This is a genomic window from Ectothiorhodospira mobilis (assembly GCF_900114895.1).
In the GTDB taxonomy this organism is placed as follows: Bacteria; Pseudomonadota; Gammaproteobacteria; order Ectothiorhodospirales; family Ectothiorhodospiraceae; genus Ectothiorhodospira; species Ectothiorhodospira mobilis_A.
This window is the reverse complement of sequence record NZ_FOUO01000002.1, coordinates 282,113-299,041: the sequence shown is the minus strand read 5'-3', so window position 1 is coordinate 299,041 and position 16,929 is coordinate 282,113. Positions and strand designations below refer to the sequence as shown.

The 16,929-nt window shown below is 67.4% G+C and carries 16 protein-coding genes; 12 read left to right on the top strand and 4 right to left on the bottom strand.

Annotation, left to right across the window (positions count from 1 at the left end; genetic code table 11):
• The first annotated feature begins 71 nt into the window (after positions 1–71).
• Complete coding sequence (gene acnB, locus BM214_RS02755) at positions 72–2,651, top strand: bifunctional aconitate hydratase 2/2-methylisocitrate dehydratase (protein ID WP_090483706.1); 2,580 nt, start codon at positions 72–74, stop codon at positions 2,649–2,651.
• Between the two features lie 210 nt (positions 2,652–2,861).
• Here the strand turns inward: acnB and hflD are convergent, their stop codons facing one another.
• Genes hflD through BM214_RS02740 form a run of 3 tightly spaced genes read right to left on the bottom strand, consistent with a single transcriptional unit; the run spans position 2,862 to position 5,174 of the window.
• Complete coding sequence (hflD, locus tag BM214_RS02750) at positions 2,862–3,494, bottom strand: high frequency lysogenization protein HflD (RefSeq protein WP_090483662.1); 633 nt, start codon at positions 3,492–3,494, stop codon at positions 2,862–2,864.
• Positions 3,475–4,659: a tRNA 2-thiouridine(34) synthase MnmA gene (gene mnmA / locus BM214_RS02745; RefSeq protein ID WP_090483661.1), complete on the bottom strand. Its 1,185-nt coding sequence runs from the start codon at positions 4,657–4,659 to the stop codon at positions 3,475–3,477. Before mnmA ends, hflD begins: the two co-directional genes overlap by 20 nt.
• A gap of 35 nt (positions 4,660–4,694) precedes the next feature.
• Positions 4,695–5,174 (bottom strand): NUDIX hydrolase, encoded by a 480-nt coding sequence (locus tag BM214_RS02740; protein ID WP_090483660.1) that lies wholly within the window; start codon positions 5,172–5,174, stop codon positions 4,695–4,697.
• Positions 5,175–5,316: 142 nt separating this feature from the next.
• Here BM214_RS02740 and icd point away from each other — a divergent pair, with 142 nt between their 5' ends.
• From icd to clpA, 3 genes are all read left to right on the top strand, one after another.
• On the top strand, positions 5,317–6,573 hold the full coding sequence (gene icd, locus BM214_RS02735; RefSeq protein WP_090483659.1) for an NADP-dependent isocitrate dehydrogenase: 1,257 nt from the start codon (positions 5,317–5,319) through the stop codon (positions 6,571–6,573).
• Between the two features lie 222 nt (positions 6,574–6,795).
• Positions 6,796–7,116, top strand: coding sequence for an ATP-dependent Clp protease adapter ClpS (gene clpS / locus BM214_RS02730; RefSeq protein ID WP_090483658.1), 321 nt, complete (start codon positions 6,796–6,798; stop codon positions 7,114–7,116).
• Between the two features lie 12 nt (positions 7,117–7,128).
• The gene (gene clpA / locus BM214_RS02725) at positions 7,129–9,393 is read left to right on the top strand and encodes an ATP-dependent Clp protease ATP-binding subunit ClpA (protein ID WP_090483657.1); all 2,265 of its coding nucleotides are present in this window, start codon (positions 7,129–7,131) and stop codon (positions 9,391–9,393) included.
• Positions 9,394–9,543: 150 nt separating this feature from the next.
• Here the strand turns inward: clpA and infA are convergent, their stop codons facing one another.
• Positions 9,544–9,762, bottom strand: coding sequence for a translation initiation factor IF-1 (gene infA / locus BM214_RS02720; RefSeq protein ID WP_090483656.1), 219 nt, complete (start codon positions 9,760–9,762; stop codon positions 9,544–9,546).
• Between the two features lie 167 nt (positions 9,763–9,929).
• Here infA and fabD point away from each other — a divergent pair, with 167 nt between their 5' ends.
• The 8 genes from fabD (at position 9,930) to holB (ending at position 16,920) form a co-directional block, all read left to right on the top strand.
• On the top strand, positions 9,930–10,868 hold the full coding sequence (fabD, locus tag BM214_RS02715; protein ID WP_090483655.1) for an ACP S-malonyltransferase: 939 nt from the start codon (positions 9,930–9,932) through the stop codon (positions 10,866–10,868).
• A gap of 55 nt (positions 10,869–10,923) precedes the next feature.
• Positions 10,924–11,667 (top strand): 3-oxoacyl-ACP reductase FabG, encoded by a 744-nt coding sequence (gene fabG / locus BM214_RS02710; protein WP_090483654.1) that lies wholly within the window; start codon positions 10,924–10,926, stop codon positions 11,665–11,667.
• Positions 11,668–11,776: 109 nt separating this feature from the next.
• Complete coding sequence (acpP, locus tag BM214_RS02705; protein ID WP_090483653.1) at positions 11,777–12,019, top strand: acyl carrier protein; 243 nt, start codon at positions 11,777–11,779, stop codon at positions 12,017–12,019.
• A gap of 102 nt (positions 12,020–12,121) precedes the next feature.
• A complete protein-coding gene (fabF, locus tag BM214_RS02700; protein ID WP_090483652.1) occupies positions 12,122–13,360 on the top strand; it encodes a beta-ketoacyl-ACP synthase II in 1,239 nt (412 codons plus the stop codon).
• A gap of 51 nt (positions 13,361–13,411) precedes the next feature.
• Complete coding sequence (gene pabC / locus BM214_RS02695) at positions 13,412–14,233, top strand: aminodeoxychorismate lyase (RefSeq protein ID WP_090483651.1); 822 nt, start codon at positions 13,412–13,414, stop codon at positions 14,231–14,233.
• Positions 14,233–15,240 carry an endolytic transglycosylase MltG gene (gene mltG, locus BM214_RS02690; protein WP_090483705.1) on the top strand — a complete coding sequence of 336 codons (1,008 nt, stop codon included), beginning with the start codon at positions 14,233–14,235 and terminating at the stop codon, positions 15,238–15,240. The genes pabC and mltG overlap by 1 nt, the downstream gene beginning before the upstream one ends.
• Complete coding sequence (gene tmk / locus BM214_RS02685; RefSeq protein ID WP_090483650.1) at positions 15,230–15,898, top strand: dTMP kinase; 669 nt, start codon at positions 15,230–15,232, stop codon at positions 15,896–15,898. Before mltG ends, tmk begins: the two co-directional genes overlap by 11 nt.
• Positions 15,895–16,920, top strand: a complete 1,026-nt coding sequence (holB, locus tag BM214_RS02680) for a DNA polymerase III subunit delta' (RefSeq protein ID WP_090483649.1) — start codon at positions 15,895–15,897, stop codon at positions 16,918–16,920. The genes tmk and holB overlap by 4 nt, the downstream gene beginning before the upstream one ends.
• The last annotated feature ends 9 nt before the right edge of the window (positions 16,921–16,929 follow it).

Sequence of the window (16,929 nt, the reverse complement as noted above, 5' to 3'; positions counted from 1 at the left end):
ACACAGAACGATCAAGGGGTCGCATGGCCTTCCCCGCGCCGCGGGGTCTTTCTGCAACAAGGGGACCAATGGTGCTTGAAGCCTATCGTGAACATGTCCGGGAACGTGAAGCCCTCGGGGTGCCGCCCAAGCCGCTGGATGCCGGGATGACCGCCCAACTGGTGGAACTGCTGCAATCCCCGCCCCAGGGGGAGGAGGCCTTTCTGCTGGAGCTGATCACCCGACGGGTGCCCCCGGGGGTGGACGAGGCCGCCCGCGTGAAGGCGGAATTCCTGGCGCAGGTGGCCCGCGGCGAGGCCCAGTCGCCTTTGATCGACCGCCAGCGCGCGGTGGAACTGCTGGGCACCATGCAGGGGGGGTACAATGTTGCCCCGCTCATCGAACTGCTGGAGGACGAGACCCTGGGGGCCGCGGCCGCCGAGGCCCTCAAGCACACCCTGCTGGTATTCGATGCCTTCGACCAGGTGGCGGAGAAGGCCCAGGGCGGCAACGCCCATGCCCGGGCGGTGCTGGAATCCTGGGCCGAGGCGGAGTGGTTCACCTCGCGGCCGAAGGTGCCGGAGGTGCTCACCATCACCGTGTTCAAGGTGCCGGGCGAGACCAACACCGATGACCTGTCCCCGGCGCGGGAGGCCTGGAGCCGTCCCGATATCCCCCTCCATGCCCGGGCCATGTATCAGGTGCCCCGCCAGGGGGTGACCGACGCCGCCGCGCAGATCGCCCAGCTCAAGGAGAAAGGCCATCCCGTGGCCCTGGTGGGGGACGTGATGGGGACCGGTTCCTCGCGCAAGTCCGCCACCAACTCGGTGCTGTGGTACATCGGCGAGGATCATCCCCATATCCCCAACAAGCGCTTCGGCGGGGTCTGCATCGGCGGCAAGATCGCGCCCATCTTCTTCAACACCATGGAGGATGCCGGTGCCCTGCCCATCGAGATGGACGTCACCGCCCTGGAGACCGGGGATGTGGTGGACATCCATCCCTATGCGGGCAAGGTGTGCCGTCACGGCAGCGACGAGGTGATCACCACCTTCGAGCTGGGCAGCGCCACCATGCTGGATGAGGTGCGGGCCGGGGGGCGCATCCCCCTGATCATCGGCCGCGGCCTCACCGGGCGAGCCCGTGAGGCCCTGGGACGGGGACCGTCGGAGGTCTTCGTGCGCACCGAGCCGGTGCAGGGCAGCGGGGGGTTCACCCTGGCCCAGAAGATGGTGGGCCGGGCCTGCGGCATGGACGGGATCCGTCCGGGCACCTACTGCGAGCCGCGCATGACCACGGTGGGTTCCCAGGACACCACCGGGCCCATGACCCGGGACGAGCTCAAGGACCTGGCCTGCCTGGGCTTCCAGGCGGACCTGGTGATGCAGTCCTTCTGCCATACGGCGGCCTATCCCACGCCGGTGGACGTGGAGACCCACAAGACCCTGCCGGAATTCATCCGGGCGCGGGGCGGGGTCGCCCTCAAGCCCGGGGACGGCATCATCCACTCCTGGCTCAATCGCATGCTGCTGCCGGACACCGTGGGTACCGGTGCCGATTCCCATACCCGCTTCCCCCTGGGGATCTCCTTCCCGGCCGGCTCGGGTCTGGTGGCCTTTGCCGCCGCCGCCGGGGTCATGCCCCTGGACATGCCCGAATCGGTGCTGGTGCGCTTCAAGGGGCAGCGCCAGCCGGGGATCACCCTGCGGGACCTGGTGCACGCCATCCCCCATGCCGCCATCCAGCAGGGGCTGCTGACGGTGGAGAAACGGGGCAAGAAGAACGTCTTCTCCGGCCGCATCCTGGAGATCGAGGGGCTGGAGGACCTGACCGTGGAGCAGGCCTTCGAACTCTCCGATGCCTCCGCCGAACGCTCCGCCGCAGGCTGCACCATCACCCTGGCGGAGGAACGGGTGGCGGAATACCTGCGGTCCAACGTCACCCTGCTGCGCTGGATGATCGCCAACGGCTATGGCGATGCCGCCACCCTGGAGCGCCGCGCCCGGGCCATGGAGGACTGGCTGGAGAAGCCGAGCCTGTTGCGGGCGGATGCCGACGCCCAGTATGCGGCGGTGATCGAGATCGATCTCGATGAGATCCGCGAACCCATCCTCTGCGCCCCCAACGATCCGGATGACGCCCGCCTGCTGTCGGAGGTGGCCGGCGAGAAGATCGATGAGGTCTTCATCGGTTCCTGCATGACCAACATCGGCCACTTCCGGGCCGCGGGACGGGTCCTGGAGCAGTGCGAAGGGGCCCAGCTGCCCACCCGCCTGTGGCTCACCCCGCCCACGCGCATGGACCAGGATCAGCTCCGGGAGGAGGGCTACTACGGGGTCTTCGGCCGCGCCGGGGCGCGCATGGAACTGCCCGGCTGTTCCCTGTGCATGGGCAACCAGGCCCGGGTGGCCCCGGGGTGCACGGCGGTGTCCACCTCCACCCGCAACTTCCCCAACCGTTTGGGGGACGGCTCGGATGTGTACCTGGCCTCGGCGGAGGTGGCCGCGGTGGCGGCGGTGTTGGGGCGCCTGCCCACACCCCAGGAGTACCAGGAGCATGCCCGGGACCTGAACACCCACACGACGGAGGTCTACCGTTACATGAACTTCGACCGCATGCCCGATTACGAGGCGGCGGCCCGGAAGGTCATCCCCGTGCAGGCGGCCTCGTGACCCACGCCGCCAGGGGCGACGTGCTCATGGCCTGAAAACAGGGGCCTGAAAACGGGGCCGGATCTCTGGATCCGGCCCCGTTTTTTCAGGAAAGCCCCCTGCTTGGAAAAAGGCGTAGACGAGCGAGTGGTGAAGGTGCTCAGGCTCTGGAGCCACTACGACTCATCATTCTCGCCCGTGCTGCGTTGGCGCATAGGGTGGGGGCACGCATCAGTCGTCGACGATGTGCTCCAGCATGCCGCGGGCTTCCTGCACCAGGGCATTGCGCCCCAGCAGGAGGCGCCAGCGGGAGCCCCCGGCCTGACGCCAGAGTACCGCCCCCCGGATGCCTCCCAGCAGGGCCGTGCGGATGCGGGCCGCCGTGTCCTGGTTGGACAGGTGGGTCTGCTCCCCCTGCACGAGGATGCGCGGTCCCAGCTGGCTGATGCTGTCCTGGTAGGTCTGGCCCAGGCGGGCCATGACATTCTCGTGGGTCAGGCCGAAGACCTCGCTCTGGCTCTGGGCCACCTCGATGCCCTGGCGCAGGGTCCGGGTCCTGTCCGGTTGTTTCCTCAGCCTGCGCTCCAGGTCCATCAGGTTGATGAGATAGCGGGAGATCTCCCCGTCGATGCGTCCCGAGGGGGCGTCCATCTGTTCCACCAGGGTGCGCAGCCCCCGTTCCAGGTGCTCCACGCCGCCGTAGACCGCCTCCAGGCTCTCCGCCTCGAAGGCGAACAGGCTGGAGACCAGGGTCTGCAGCGGGTCCAGGTCGCAGCGGCCTTGCCAGGCCAGCTCCTTGACCAGGACGGCGGACTGGAACATGGCCGCAAGGGCCAGGGTGCGGTTACGGTTCGAGGCTTCCACGCAGGGTTTCCATCTCTGGGGTTGAAGGAGAAGGGGTTTCCCCCGGGAGGAGGCGCAGGGGTTCCCGGGCGGTGATGACGCCGCCACCCAGGCACTGCACCCCGCGGTAGAAGACCACCGATTGTCCCGGGGCCACGGCCCGCTGGGGCTGGTCGAAGCGCACCCGAAGCCCCCCCCGCCCATGGGGATCAGCCTCCACCACACAGTCCTGATGGGGCTGGCGGTAACGGATCTTGGCCTGGCAGCGCAGCGGCAGGGACTCGGGGGTGCCCCGGATCCAGTGCACCTCGCCGGCGCTGAGGGCCGTGGCGAGCAGGGCCGGGTGGTCGTGCCCCTGGACGACGATGAGGTGGTTGCGGGCCAGGTCCTTACCTGCCACATACCACGGGGCCTCCGCCCCTCCGGCGGTGCCCCCGATCCCCAGCCCCTGGCGTTGCCCTGGCGTGTAGTACATCAGACCCTGGTGTTCCCCCAGGACCCGGCCTTGGGGATCCACGATCTCCCCCGGCCGCGCCGGCAGGTAGCGCTGCAGGAAATCCCGGAAACGGCGCTCGCCGATGAAGCAGATGCCGGTGCTGTCCTTCTTGGCATGATTGGCGAAACCGGCCTCGGCGGCCATCTCCCGCACCATGCTCTTGTGCAGATCCCCCAGGGGAAAGAGGGTGTGGGACAGGGCCCGCTGGCCCAGGGCGTGGAGGAAATAGGACTGGTCCTTGCCCGCATCCACCCCCTGCAGCAGCCGCCATTCGCCGCTCGTGGAGTCCTGCTCCACCCGGGCGTAATGGCCGGTGGCGATGCAATCGGCTCCCTTGTCCAGGGCGTAGTCCAGGAAGGCTTTGAACTTGATCTCCCGGTTGCAGAGGATGTCCGGATTGGGGGTGCGTCCGGCTTCGTACTCCGCCAGGAAATGGGCGAAGACCCGGTCCCGGTAGTTCCGGGCGAAGTTTACCTTGTGCAGGGGGATCTCCAGGTCCTCGCATACGGCCCGGGCGTCCTCCAGGTCCTGGGCGGCGGCGCAGTATCCGGGCTCGTCGTCGTCCTCCCAGTTCTTCATGAACAGACCCTCCACACGATAGCCCTGCTGCAGCAGGCGCAGGGCGGCCACGGAGGAGTCGACGCCGCCGGAGAGACCGACAAGGACACGTTGTGCACGGGGATGGGGCATGCAGGGCAACCGCGATCGCATGGGGGGTGAGGATTCTAACCGCCGGGGGCCGGCTGTGCATCCGGGTTCGTTTCCAGGTCCACCAACAGATCCAGGGGGTGGTGTCGTCCGGCCAGATAGTCGTCGATGCAGCGCAGCACCAACGGGCTGCGCAGGCCGGCCGGTTCCCGGGCCAGGTGCTCCCGGGGCAGCCAGTGGGTCTCCAGGATGTCCGGGTCCAGGCGCGATCCGGGCACCCGCTCGCCCACCTCCCCGGCGATGGCCACGCGCAGGAAGGTGAGTCCGCTTTGCGGATGCCTCCAGCGGTAGATTCCCACCAGGGATTGCGGCGTGAAGGCCCGGCCCGTCTCTTCCAGGGTCTCCCGTACCGTGGCCTGGAGCAGGGATTCCCCATCCTCCAGGTGGCCGGCGGGCTGATTGAACACGCGCCGTCCGTCGGCCCGTTCCTCCACCAGGAGGAAGCGGCCTTCCCGTTCCACGACGGCGGCGACGGTGACGCGGGGGGTCCAGGGCATGGCAGGGTATCCGGGTCGGGGTGGGTGGCGGCGGCATGGGCAGGGCCCGGGCAGGGACGCACGGGGGTCACCGACGGGCCGGGTCTTGGCGTGTATAATCCCGGCATCATCGGAATCCACATCCATCTATTCAGGAGCCCATATGGCCTACCAGCATATCAAAGTCCCCGAGAACGGCACCCGCATCACCGCCAATGCGGACTGTTCGCTGAACGTGCCCGAGGACCCCATCATCCCGTTCATCGAGGGGGATGGCATCGGTGTGGACATCACCCCGGTGATGCAGCGGGTGGTGGATACCGCCGTGGAGAAGGCCTATGGCGGCAAGCGCCGCATCCACTGGATGGAGGTCTATGCCGGTGAGAAGGCCACCCGGGTCTACGGCGGGGACACCTGGTTGCCCCAGGAGACCCTGGATGCAGTGCGGGATTATGTGGTCTCCATCAAGGGCCCGCTGACCACCCCCGTGGGCGGCGGTATCCGCTCCCTGAACGTGGCCCTGCGCCAGGAGCTGGATCTGTACGTCTGCCAGCGCCCGGTGCGCTACTACCCCGGCACCCCCAGCCCCCTGAAGCATCCCGAACACACCGATATGGTGATCTTCCGGGAGAACTCCGAGGACATCTATGCCGGCATCGAATGGGCCGCCGGCTCCCCCGAGGCGAAGCGGATCATCGACTTCCTGCTGGGGGAGATGGGGGTGACCAAGATGCGTTTCCCCAGCACCAGCGGCATCGGCATCAAGCCGGTCTCCGAAGAGGGCACCAAGCGCCTGGTGCGCAAGGCCATCCACTACGCCATCGACAATGATCGCAGTTCCGTCACCCTGGTGCACAAGGGCAACATCATGAAGTTCACCGAGGGGGCCTTCAAGAACTGGGGCTACGAACTGGCCATGCAGGAGTTCGGTGCCACGGAGATCGACGGCGGCCCCTGGTGCCGCATGGAGAACCCCCGCACCGGGAAGGAGATCGTCATCAAGGATGTCATCGCCGACAACTTCCTGCAGCAGATCCTGCTGCGCCCGGGCGACTACAGCGTCATTGCCACCCTGAACCTGAACGGGGACTACATCTCCGATGCCCTGGCGGCCCAGGTGGGCGGCATCGGCATCGCCCCCGGCGCCAACATCTCCGACACCGTGGCCATGTTCGAGGCCACCCATGGAACCGCGCCCAAATATGCGGGTCAGGATAAGGTGAACCCCGGCTCCCTGGTGCTCTCCGCCGAGATGATGCTGCGCCACCTGGGCTGGGTCGAGGCGGCGGATCTCATCGTCCGGGGTTTGAGCGGAGCCATCAGCTCCGGAAGGGTGACCTATGACTTCGCCCGGGCCGTAGAGGGTGCCGAAGAGTTGTCCTGCTCGGCCTTCGGGGAGAACATCGTCGAGCATATGTAATCGGTTTCCCCGATGCGCGCGGCCCGGGACAGGCGATCCGCCCGGGCCTGCGTTGCAGTCATTCGGCCCCGGGGCACGATTCCCCGGGGCCCACCGCTCCAAGGGCCGTTTCCTGACGCGGCCCCCGCGACACCCGGTGCCGGCTGTGCTAGACAGAGGGCAGGGGGGCGCGGCCCATTCTTCCCACAGTGAAACGTTTCCAGCGCAGACCGATCAAAGACCATGGGAGAAGAACCCAAGCGACCGGAGGACGGCGGTCTCGCCGTCGACGAAGCCAAACCCAGGCTCAAGCAACCGCCCCAGTACAAGGTGGTGCTGTTGAACGACGACTACACCCCCATGGAGTTCGTGGTGGAGGTGTTGGAGGTGTTCTTCGCCATGGACCGGGAAAAGGCCACCCGGGTCATGCTGCACGTGCATACCCGGGGCAAGGGGGTGTGCGGCATCTATACTCGGGATATCGCCGAGACGAAGGTGGCGCAGGTCAACGATTATTCACGGGAGCACCAGCATCCTTTGCTGTGCACGATGGAAGAAGCCTAGAGCGGTACGATCATGCTGAATAAAGAACTCGAGTTTTCACTCAACATGGCCTTCAAGGCCGCGCGGGAGAAGCGGCACGAGTTCATGACGGTGGAGCACCTGCTGCTCGCCCTCACGGACAATCCCACGGCCGTGAACGTACTGCGGGCCTGCGGGGTGAACGTGGAGACCCTGCGCCGCCAGCTGGAGGAGTTCGTGGACACCAACACCCCGAAGCTGCCGGCCAAGGATCCCCGGGACACCCAGCCCACCCTGGGCTTCCAGCGCGTGCTGCAGCGGGCGGTCTTCCACGTGCAATCCTCCGGCAAGAAGGAGGTGACGGGGGCCAATGTCCTCGTCGCCATCTTCGGCGAGCAGGAGTCCCACGCCGTCTATCTGCTGGGCCAGCACGACCTGGCACGGCTGGACGTGGTCAACTACATCTCCCACGGCATCTCCAAGGTGCCCGACGAATCCCAGGACGAGGATGCCGCCTCCAGCGGTTCCGCCGAGGCCCAGGAGGGGGAGGAGTCCGGGCGCAAGAGTCCCCTGGAAAACTTCGCCACCAACCTCAACGACCAGGCCCGCAAGGGCAAGATCGACCCCCTCATCGGCCGCGGCCATGAACTGGAGCGCACGGTGCAGATCCTCTGCCGCCGGCGCAAGAACAACCCCCTGTTCGTGGGGGAGGCCGGTGTGGGCAAGACGGCCATCGCCGAGGGGCTGGCGAAGAAGATCGTGGACGGGGACGTGCCGGAGGTCCTGCAGCGCAGCACCATCTACGCCCTGGACCTGGGTGCCCTGGTGGCCGGCACGAAGTACCGCGGCGACTTCGAGAAACGCCTCAAGGGGGTGCTGGGGCAGCTGCGCCGCCAGCCCGGGGCCGTGCTCTTCATCGACGAGATCCACACCATCATCGGCGCGGGTTCTGCCTCCGGCGGCGTCATGGATGCCTCCAACCTCATCAAGCCCATGCTGGCCTCCGGTGAGCTCAAATGCATCGGCTCCACCACCTATCAGGAATACCGCGGCATCTTCGAGAAGGATCGCGCCCTGGCGCGGCGTTTCCAGAAGATCGACGTGAACGAGCCCACGGTGGACGAGACCTACGAGATCCTGCGGGGGCTCAAGAGCCGCTTCGAGTCGCACCATGACGTGCGCTATACCAACAAGGCCCTGCGCGCGGCGGCGGAACTCTCCAGCCGCTACATCACCGACCGGCATCTGCCGGACAAGGCCATCGATGTCATCGACGAGGCCGGCGCCAACCGCCGTCTCGTGCCGGTGAGCCAGCGCAAGAAGACCATCTCGGTGCAGGATGTGGAGAATATCGTGGCCAAGATCGCCCGCATCCCGCCCAAGAGCGTCTCCGCCTCCGATATGGAGACCCTGAAGAACCTGGAGCGGAACCTGAAGATGGTGGTGTTCGGTCAGGACGAGCCCATCGAGACCCTGGCAGCGGCCATCAAGATGTCCCGCTCCGGACTGGCGGACAGCAACAAGCCCATCGGCTCCTTCCTCTTCGCCGGCCCCACCGGCGTGGGCAAGACCGAGGTGACCCGTCAGCTGGCCCAGATCCTGGGGATCGAACTGGTGCGCTTCGACATGTCCGAGTACATGGAGCGGCACACCGTCTCCCGGCTCATCGGGGCCCCTCCGGGGTACGTGGGCTACGACGAGGGCGGTCTGCTCACCGATGCCATCCTCAAGCAGCCCCATGCGGTGCTGCTCCTGGACGAGGTGGAGAAGGCCCATCCGGATGTGTTCAACCTACTGCTGCAGGTGATGGACCACGGCACCCTGACGGACACCAACGGACGCAAGGTGGATTTCCGCAACGTGATCCTGGTGATGACCAGCAATGCCGGGGCCGAGGTGGCCAGCCGGCGTTCCGTGGGCTTCACCCCCCAGGACCATTCCACGGATGCCATGGAGGTGCTCAAGCGCACCTTCAGCCCGGAATTCCGCAATCGCCTGGATGCCATCATCCAGTTCAAGGCCCTGGATGCCGTCACCATCGCCAGCGTCGTGGACAAGTTCCTCACCCAGCTCCAGGCCCAGCTGGACGAGAAGAAGGTGGTGCTGGTGGTGGACGACGATGCCCGGGCCTGGCTGGCTGAGCACGGCTACGACCCCGCCATGGGGGCCCGGCCCATGGCCCGGGTGATCCAGGAGCACATCAAGAAACCCCTGGCGGAGGAGGTGCTGTTCGGCCGTCTCGTGGGGGGTGGCGAGGTGCACGTGGGGGTCAGCGGTGACAAGCTCACCCTGGATTTCGCCGAGGAGGCGGTGCACTGACCCCCCCTTCGCACCACGCCCATCGGTCCCAGCGTCCCGCCCGGCCCCGAGCCGGGCGGTTGCTTTGGGGGCGGGGCTTTGGGCAAGGCCAATGCGGCCCGGGACCGGTTCCCTCCGGTCCGGGAGAAGGGGGTGCATGGCTCGCCGGAACTACTTGTTCCGGTAGACGATCCGTCCCTTGGTCAGGTCATAGGGCGTCATCTGCACCGTGACCCGGTCTCCGCGCAGGATGCGGATGTAATGCTTGCGCATGCGACCGGAGATATGGGCTGTCACCACATGTCCGTTGTCCAGTTCAACTCGGAACATGGTGTTGGGCAGATTTTCCAGCACCGTGCCATCCAGTTCGATGTGGTCTTCTTTCGGCATACGCCTGTACAGGGTTGAGCAAGCGAAGTCGCTCATTATCAACAATGGGCGGCATAACACAAGGGCCGCGAGAGCCCCCCGGGAAGGCCATTTTCATCATTGCCCCGAACCCCGTGGTTTGCCTACACTACGCGGCTTGATTCCGATCTCCGTGAAGGATTCCGTCCATGAAGATTGCCTGCGTCTTTCCCGGTCAGGGCTCCCAGTGCGTTGGGATGTTGTCCGCCCTGGGGGCGGCCCATCCCCGGGTGCGGGAGACCTTCCAGGAGGCATCGGAGGTCCTGGGCCGGGACCTGTGGGCCCTTGCCCAGGAGGGCTCCGAGGCCGAACTCAACCGCACGGAGAACACCCAGCCCGCCATGCTGGCGGCCGGCGTGGCCGTCTGGCGGGTGTGGAAGGAGCAGGGCGGCCCCGATCCCGAAATGATGGCCGGCCATAGTCTGGGGGAATATACCGCCCTGGTGTGCTCCGGGGCGTTGGATTTTGATGCGGCGGTACGCGTGGTGGCCGAACGTGGACGCCTCATGCAGGGCGCCGTGGCCGAGGGCAGTGGCGCCATGGCCGCCATCCTCGGCCTGGAGGACGATCAGGTGCAGGCCGTCTGCCAGGAGGCCGGCGGGCACGGGGTCGTGGAGGCGGTGAATTTCAACGCCCCGGGACAGGTGGTGATCGCCGGCGAGAAGGCCGCCGTGGAGGCCGCCGTGGAAGGGGCGAAGGCCGCCGGTGCCAAGCGCAGTGTGATCCTGCCGGTGAGCGTGCCTTCCCATTGCCGCCTGATGAAATCCGCCGCCTCCCAGATGCATGTCCTGTTGGAGTCCATCCGCGTGGGGACGCCGTCGATCCCGGTGATTCACAACGTGGACGTGGCTTGCCATGATGAAGCAAAGGTGATCCGGGGCGCCCTGGCGGCGCAGATGCACCGGCCGGTGCGCTGGGTGGAGACCGTGCGGCGCATGGCCTCCGAAGGGGTGACCCATGTGGTAGAACTGGGCCCCGGCAAGGTGCTTACCGGGCTGAACAAGCGCATCGACCGGTCCCTGTCGCTGACCTGCGTGCAGGACCCGGAGAGCCTGAACGAGGCCTTGGCCGCGTGCCGCGGGGTATGATTCAACCCGTGTCCACCCAGCCGGGCCGGGAAGCAAAAAGACTTGAGGAGCATGCATGACGCTTGAAGGTGAAATCGCGCTCGTCACCGGCGCCAGCCGGGGCATCGGCCGCGCCATCGCCACGACCCTGGCGGCCCGCGGGGCCACCGTGGTGGGCACCGCCACCAGCGAGAAGGGGGCCGAGGCCATCACGGCCTATCTGCAGGAGACCGGTGCCCGGGGCAGGGGCATGGTGCTGGATGTGACCCGCCCGGAGGATGTGGACGGCCTCATCCGACAGGTCAGCGAGGAATTCGGCCCGGTGGGCATCCTGGTGAACAACGCGGGCATCACCCGGGATAATCTGCTCATGCGCATGAAGGACGAGGAATGGGAGGATATCATCCGTACCAACCTCACCGCCGTCTACCGTATGAGCAAGGCCGTGCTGCGGGGCATGACCCGGGCCCGCCGGGGCCGCATCATCCATATCGGTTCCGTCGTGGGCTCCTCCGGCAACGCGGGCCAGACCAATTACGCCGCGGCCAAGGCAGGGCTCCTGGGCTTCACCAAGTCCCTGGCCCGGGAGGTGGGGCCGCGGGGGGTGACGGTGAACACGGTGGCCCCCGGTTTCATCGACACCGACATGACCCGGGATTTGCCGGAGGCGCAGCGTGATGCGCTGCTGGGGCAGATCCCCCTGGGACGTCTGGGGATGCCGGAGGAGGTGGCCGAGGTGGTGGCCTTCCTGGCCTCCCCGGCGGCCGCCTATGTCACCGGCGAGACCATTCACGTCAATGGCGGCATGTACATGGCCTGATGCGTCGTCCGGCGGGAACCCCGCCGCACGGAGTGGAACGGCCGAAGGGAATTCACTACAATAGCGGCCCAGCTTCGGCTGCTTTTCAAATCAAGGGGATACGTTAACCATGAGCAATATCGAAGAACGCGTCAAGAAAATCGTCGTCGAGCAACTCGGTGTCAAGGAGGAGGACGTCAAGACCTCCGCATCCTTCGTCGACGATCTCGGCGCGGATTCGCTGGATACCGTGGAGCTGGTGATGGCCCTGGAAGAAGAATTCGAGACGGAGATTCCCGACGAAGAAGCCGAGAAGATCACCACCGTGCAGCAGGCCATCGACTACATCAACGAGCACCTGCCCAACGCCTGATCGCGGTTTTCAACCCTGCAAGGCGGTGCGGCGGCGGCCACCCCCTGGCGGGTCGTCGCCGCGCCGGCAGGTTCGCCTTATTTCGTGAAGAAGGGGTGCAGATTGTCTAAGCGGCGCGTAGTCATTACCGGTCTCGGCATCGTCTCGCCGGTGGGTTCCACCATCCAGGCCGCGTGGGAGAACATCCTCGCGGGACGCAGCGGTATCACACCGATCGAGGTCTTTGACGCCTCCCAGATGTCCGTGCGGATCTCCGGGGCCGTGCGGGACTTCGACGCCGACGAGTACATCCCGCCCAAGGAACAGCGCAAGATGGACACCTTTGTCCATTACGGCATGGCCGCGGGTATTCAGGCCATGCGCGACGCCGGGATCGAGATCGACGAGGACAACGCCGAGCGCATCGGCGTGGCCGTCGGCTCCGGCATCGGCGGACTGCCCTACATCGAGAAGAGCTACGGCGCCTATCTCAGGGGCGGGGCCCGCAAGATCTCCCCCTTCTTCGTGCCCAGCGCCATCATCAACATGGTGGCCGGGAACCTCTCCATCCGGTTCGGCCTCAAGGGGCCCAACATCTCCATCGTCTCCGCCTGTGCCACCGGCACCCACAACATCGGTGACGCCATGCGCATGATCAAGTACGGCGATGCCGACATGATGCTTGCCGGCGGCGCCGAGATGGCCACCACCCCCCTGGGCATCGGCGGCTTTGCCGCGGCCCGTGCCCTGTCCACCCGCAACGACGATCCCGAGCACGCCAGCCGTCCATGGGACAAGGACCGGGACGGTTTCGTGCTGGGAGACGGTGCCGGGGTGCTGATGCTGGAGGAATACGAGCATGCCAAGGCCCGCGGTGCCCGCATCTATTGCGAACTCTCCGGGTTTGGCTGGAACGCCGACGCCTATCACATGACCCAGCCCTCCGAGGGCGGGGAGGGGGCCGCCACGTGCATGCGCAACGCCCTGAAGGATGCCGGTTTCAACCCCGAGGACGTGGACTACATCAATGCCCACGGCACCTCCACCCCCGCCGGCGACCGGGCCGAGACCAATGCCATCAAGCGGGCCCTGGGGGATCATGCCTATAAGGCGGCGGTGAGTTCCACCAAGTCCATGACCGGCCACCTGCTGGGGGCCGCCGGCGGCGTGGAGGCGGTCTTCACCGCCCTGGCCCTGCACCACGGGGTGCTGCCGCCCACCATCAATCTGGAGACCCCGGATCCGGAGTGCGACCTAGACTTCGTGCCCCATACCCCCCGGGAGACCCAGGCGCGTGTGGCCCTGTCCAATTCCTTCGGCTTTGGTGGCACCAACGGCTCCCTGGTCTTCAATACCCTCTGATCGGCGGTTGCCGGGGCCTTGGGAAGGGGCGAAGGTGCCGGGTATCCGGCCATGATCCTGGTCAACGGCCAGCCTGCCCACACCCTGCCTGTAGAGGATCGGGGGCTGCAATACGGGGATGGCCTGTTCGAGACCCTGCGCATCCACCACGGCAGCCCCGTGTGCTGGGAACGGCATCGGACCCGGCTCTCTGCGGGTTGCCGTCGTCTGGGGATCCCGCTGCCGGGGCCCGACCTGCTGGATGCGGAGATCTCACGGGTCTGCGCGGGGGTGGATGCAGGGGTCCTCAAGCTGATCCTGACCCGGGGGCCCGGTCCCCGGGGCTATGCCCCGCCGAAGGGCGCACAGCCCACCCGGATCCTGCAGGTGGCCCCCGCACCCCGTCATCCCGACGCATGGTCCCGGGAGGGGGTGGCGGTGCGCCTATGCACCACCCGCCTGGCACGCAACCCCCGGCTTGCGGAGATCAAGCATCTCAATCGCCTGGAACAGGTCCTGGCCCGTTCCGAGTGGGATGATGAAGTCCAGGAGGGGATCATGCGGGACACCGAAGGGCAGGTGGTGGAGGGGGTCATGAGCAACCTGTTCCTGGTGTGCGGGGATGGGTTGCGCACGCCGGATCTGCAGCACTGTGGCGTGGCCGGCATCACCCGCGCCCGGGTCATGGAGCTGGCGGACCGCAGAGGGATCCCCTGCCGTGTGGGGGCGATCAGCGAGGCCGATCTGTGGCGGGCGGACGGCCTGTTTCTCACCAATACCCTGATCGGCATCTGGCCGGTATCCTGCCTGGCGGGGAAGACCAGACCCGTGCCGCCCCTGGTGGGGCATCTGAGGGAGGCACTGGGCTTAACCGAAGGGGGGTGCCGGGCATGATGAAACGAGGATTCATCCCGCTCCTGCTGGTGGCCCTGATCCTGGGTGGAGGGTTGTTCTGGGACTATCAGCGCTTCCTGGATGCGCCCATCACCACCCACACGGAGCAGACCTTCCGGGTACCTCAGGGGGCCTCGCTGCGTGCCGTGGGGGATCGTCTGGCGGAGCGAGGGTTCATCGACCGCCCCCTGTACTGGGAGATCCTGGGCCGCCGCAGCGGACAGGCCAGGTCCCTGCGGGCGGGGGAATACCGCATCGAACCGGGCATGACCCCCCGCCAACTCCTGGCCCTGTTCGTCAGTGGACGTACCCTCCAGTACCGGCTGGTCATCCCGGAGGGATGGACCTTCCGTCAGATGATGGATGCCATCGCCGCCCATCCCCATCTGAAGAGCACGCTGGAACCGGAGGACTACGCCGGGGTCATGGATCGGCTGGGCCGCCCCGGGGAACATCCCGAGGGCTGGTTCTTCCCGGATACCTATCTCTTCCCCGATGGCACCACGGACCTGGAATTCCTGCGCAGGGCACACCGCCACATGGAGACGGAACTGGAGGCCGCCTGGGAGGAGCGGGAGGAGGACCTGCCCCTGGAGACCCCCTACGAGGCCCTGATCCTGGCCTCCATCGTGCAAAAGGAGGCAGGGCAGGGCGAGCATGACCGGGTGGCCGCGGTCTTCATCGAGCGCCTGCGCCGCGGCATGCGCCTGCAGTCGGACCCCACCATCATCTACGGCATGGAACGATTCGATGGAGATATCCGCAGACAAGATCTGCGCAGGGATACCCCCTACAACACCTACACCCGGGAGGGTCTGCCGCCCACCCCCATCGCCCTGCCGGGGGCCGCGTCCCTGCAGGCGGTGACCCATCCCGCCGACAGCGATGCCCTGTTCTTCGTGGGACGGGGGGACGGCACACACCACTTCTCCAAGACCTACCGGGAGCACCGCGAGGCGGTCATCCGCTTCCAGCTCGATGGAGACGCCAGCCGCTATGGCCCATGATCCCCCGATCCCCGCCCCGGCCACGCGGGGCCGATTCATCTGCCTGGAGGGGATCGAAGGGGTGGGCAAGACCTCCCACCTTGAGGCCATCGTGGATCACCTCCAGGCCCGGGGTATCCCGGCCGTGGGCACCCGTGAGCCCGGTGGCACGGCCCTGGGGGAGGCGGTGAGGGGGCTGCTGCTGTCCCGGGATTATCCCCCCATGCACCCCGACACGGAACTGCTGCTCATGTTCGCCGCCCGGGCCGAACACCTGCGCCACCACATCCTGCCGCGACTGGAGGCCGGGACCTGGGTGGTCAGCGACCGCTTCACCGATGCCACCTATGCCTATCAGGGTGGCGGGCGGGAGATCCCGGCCTCGCGCATCGCCGTCCTGGAAGAGTGGGTGCAGGGCACCTGGCGTCCGGATCTCACACTGGTCCTGGACACCCCCGTGGAGACGGGGCTGGCCCGGGCCCGCCGGCGGGGGGAGGGGGACCGTTTCGAGCAGGAGACCCTGGCCTTCTTCGAGCGGGTGCGGGGGGTGTACCGTGACCGCGCCCGGAGCGATCCCGCCCGCTACGCCCTCATCGATGCCACAGGACCGCTGCAGGCGGTGCGCCGGGCGGTCCTGGAACGGGTGGATGCCCTGTGCGACGGGGAGGCATCGGCATGACCACGGCGGCCCCCTATCCCTGGTTGGAGGCGGGTTGGAGGGATCTGTGGGCACGGGTGGCCGCGGACCGGGTCCCCCAGGGACTCATGATCGTCGGGCCGCCGGGGGCAGGCAAGGGCGCACTGGCCGGGGCCTATGCCCGCAGCCTGCTGTGCAGCGCTCCCGGGGCGGGCGGGGCCGCCTGCGGCCGCTGCCATGCCTGCCGCATGGTGGCGGCCGGGGCCCACCCCGATCTCACCCGGGTGGAGGTCCAGGAGAAACGCACCCGCATCCTCGTGGATCAGATCCGGGAATTGTCCGGCTTCATGGGCTTGAGCCGCAGCCAAGGGGCCTTTCGCATCGCCCTCATCGAACCCGCCGAGGCCATGGGGGAGGCGGCCGCCAACAGCCTGCTCAAGACCCTGGAGGAACCCCCCCCGGGGGCGGTGCTGATCCTGGTGACCGCCCACTCGGCACGCCTGCCAGCCACCATCCGCAGCCGTTGCCAGATCGTGCGTGCGCCGCTCCCGGAACGGGCCAAGGCCCGGGCATGGCTGGCGGGGATCCTCCCCGAGGAGGACCTGGACATGGCCCTGGCCCTGGGGGGCGGTTCGCCGCTGCGGGCGCGGTCCCTGGCGGAGGCGGGGGCGGTGGAGGCGTGGCGGCGGCAGTTGGCGGACCTGCTGCAACTGCTGCGCGGGCGCGGTGGCATCGCCCCCCTTGCGGAGTCCCTGCAGGATGCCCCCTTGAGTGAATGGGTGGAGCGGTTGCACACCCTGTGCGCCGATGCCGTGCGCTGGCACATGACCGGGGCCCCAGGGGATCTTTCCGGGGTGGCCCCGGTGCGGGACTTGCAGGTGCTGGCCGACGCGCTAGACTTGGAAGCCCTGTTCGAACTCCGGGACCATCTGCTCAGGTGGCGCGGGTGGGTGGAGGGCAACCTCAACCCGCGCATGGCCCTGGAGGACATGCTGGTGACCCTGCGCACCCTGGCGCGGCCGGGATCCGGCCGTTCATCCCCATCCGCCGCTGTGGCGGTCTGAACCGAGGGG

Coding starts and splice junctions, on each gene's coding strand:
- mnmA (WP_090483661.1), bottom strand. CDS start 4,659: ATGCCCCATCCCCGTGCACAACGTGTCCTTGTCGGTCTCTCCGGCGGC.
- BM214_RS02740 (WP_090483660.1), bottom strand. CDS start 5,174: ATGCCCTGGACCCCCCGCGTCACCGTCGCCGCCGTCGTGGAACGGGAA.
- icd (WP_090483659.1), top strand. CDS start 5,317: ATGGCCTACCAGCATATCAAAGTCCCCGAGAACGGCACCCGCATCACC.
- clpS (WP_090483658.1), top strand. CDS start 6,796: ATGGGAGAAGAACCCAAGCGACCGGAGGACGGCGGTCTCGCCGTCGAC.
- clpA (WP_090483657.1), top strand. CDS start 7,129: ATGCTGAATAAAGAACTCGAGTTTTCACTCAACATGGCCTTCAAGGCC.
- infA (WP_090483656.1), bottom strand. CDS start 9,762: ATGCCGAAAGAAGACCACATCGAACTGGATGGCACGGTGCTGGAAAAT.
- fabD (WP_090483655.1), top strand. CDS start 9,930: ATGAAGATTGCCTGCGTCTTTCCCGGTCAGGGCTCCCAGTGCGTTGGG.
- fabG (WP_090483654.1), top strand. CDS start 10,924: ATGACGCTTGAAGGTGAAATCGCGCTCGTCACCGGCGCCAGCCGGGGC.
- acpP (WP_090483653.1), top strand. CDS start 11,777: ATGAGCAATATCGAAGAACGCGTCAAGAAAATCGTCGTCGAGCAACTC.
- pabC (WP_090483651.1), top strand. CDS start 13,412: ATGATCCTGGTCAACGGCCAGCCTGCCCACACCCTGCCTGTAGAGGAT.
- mltG (WP_090483705.1), top strand. CDS start 14,233: ATGAAACGAGGATTCATCCCGCTCCTGCTGGTGGCCCTGATCCTGGGT.
- tmk (WP_090483650.1), top strand. CDS start 15,230: ATGGCCCATGATCCCCCGATCCCCGCCCCGGCCACGCGGGGCCGATTC.
- holB (WP_090483649.1), top strand. CDS start 15,895: ATGACCACGGCGGCCCCCTATCCCTGGTTGGAGGCGGGTTGGAGGGAT.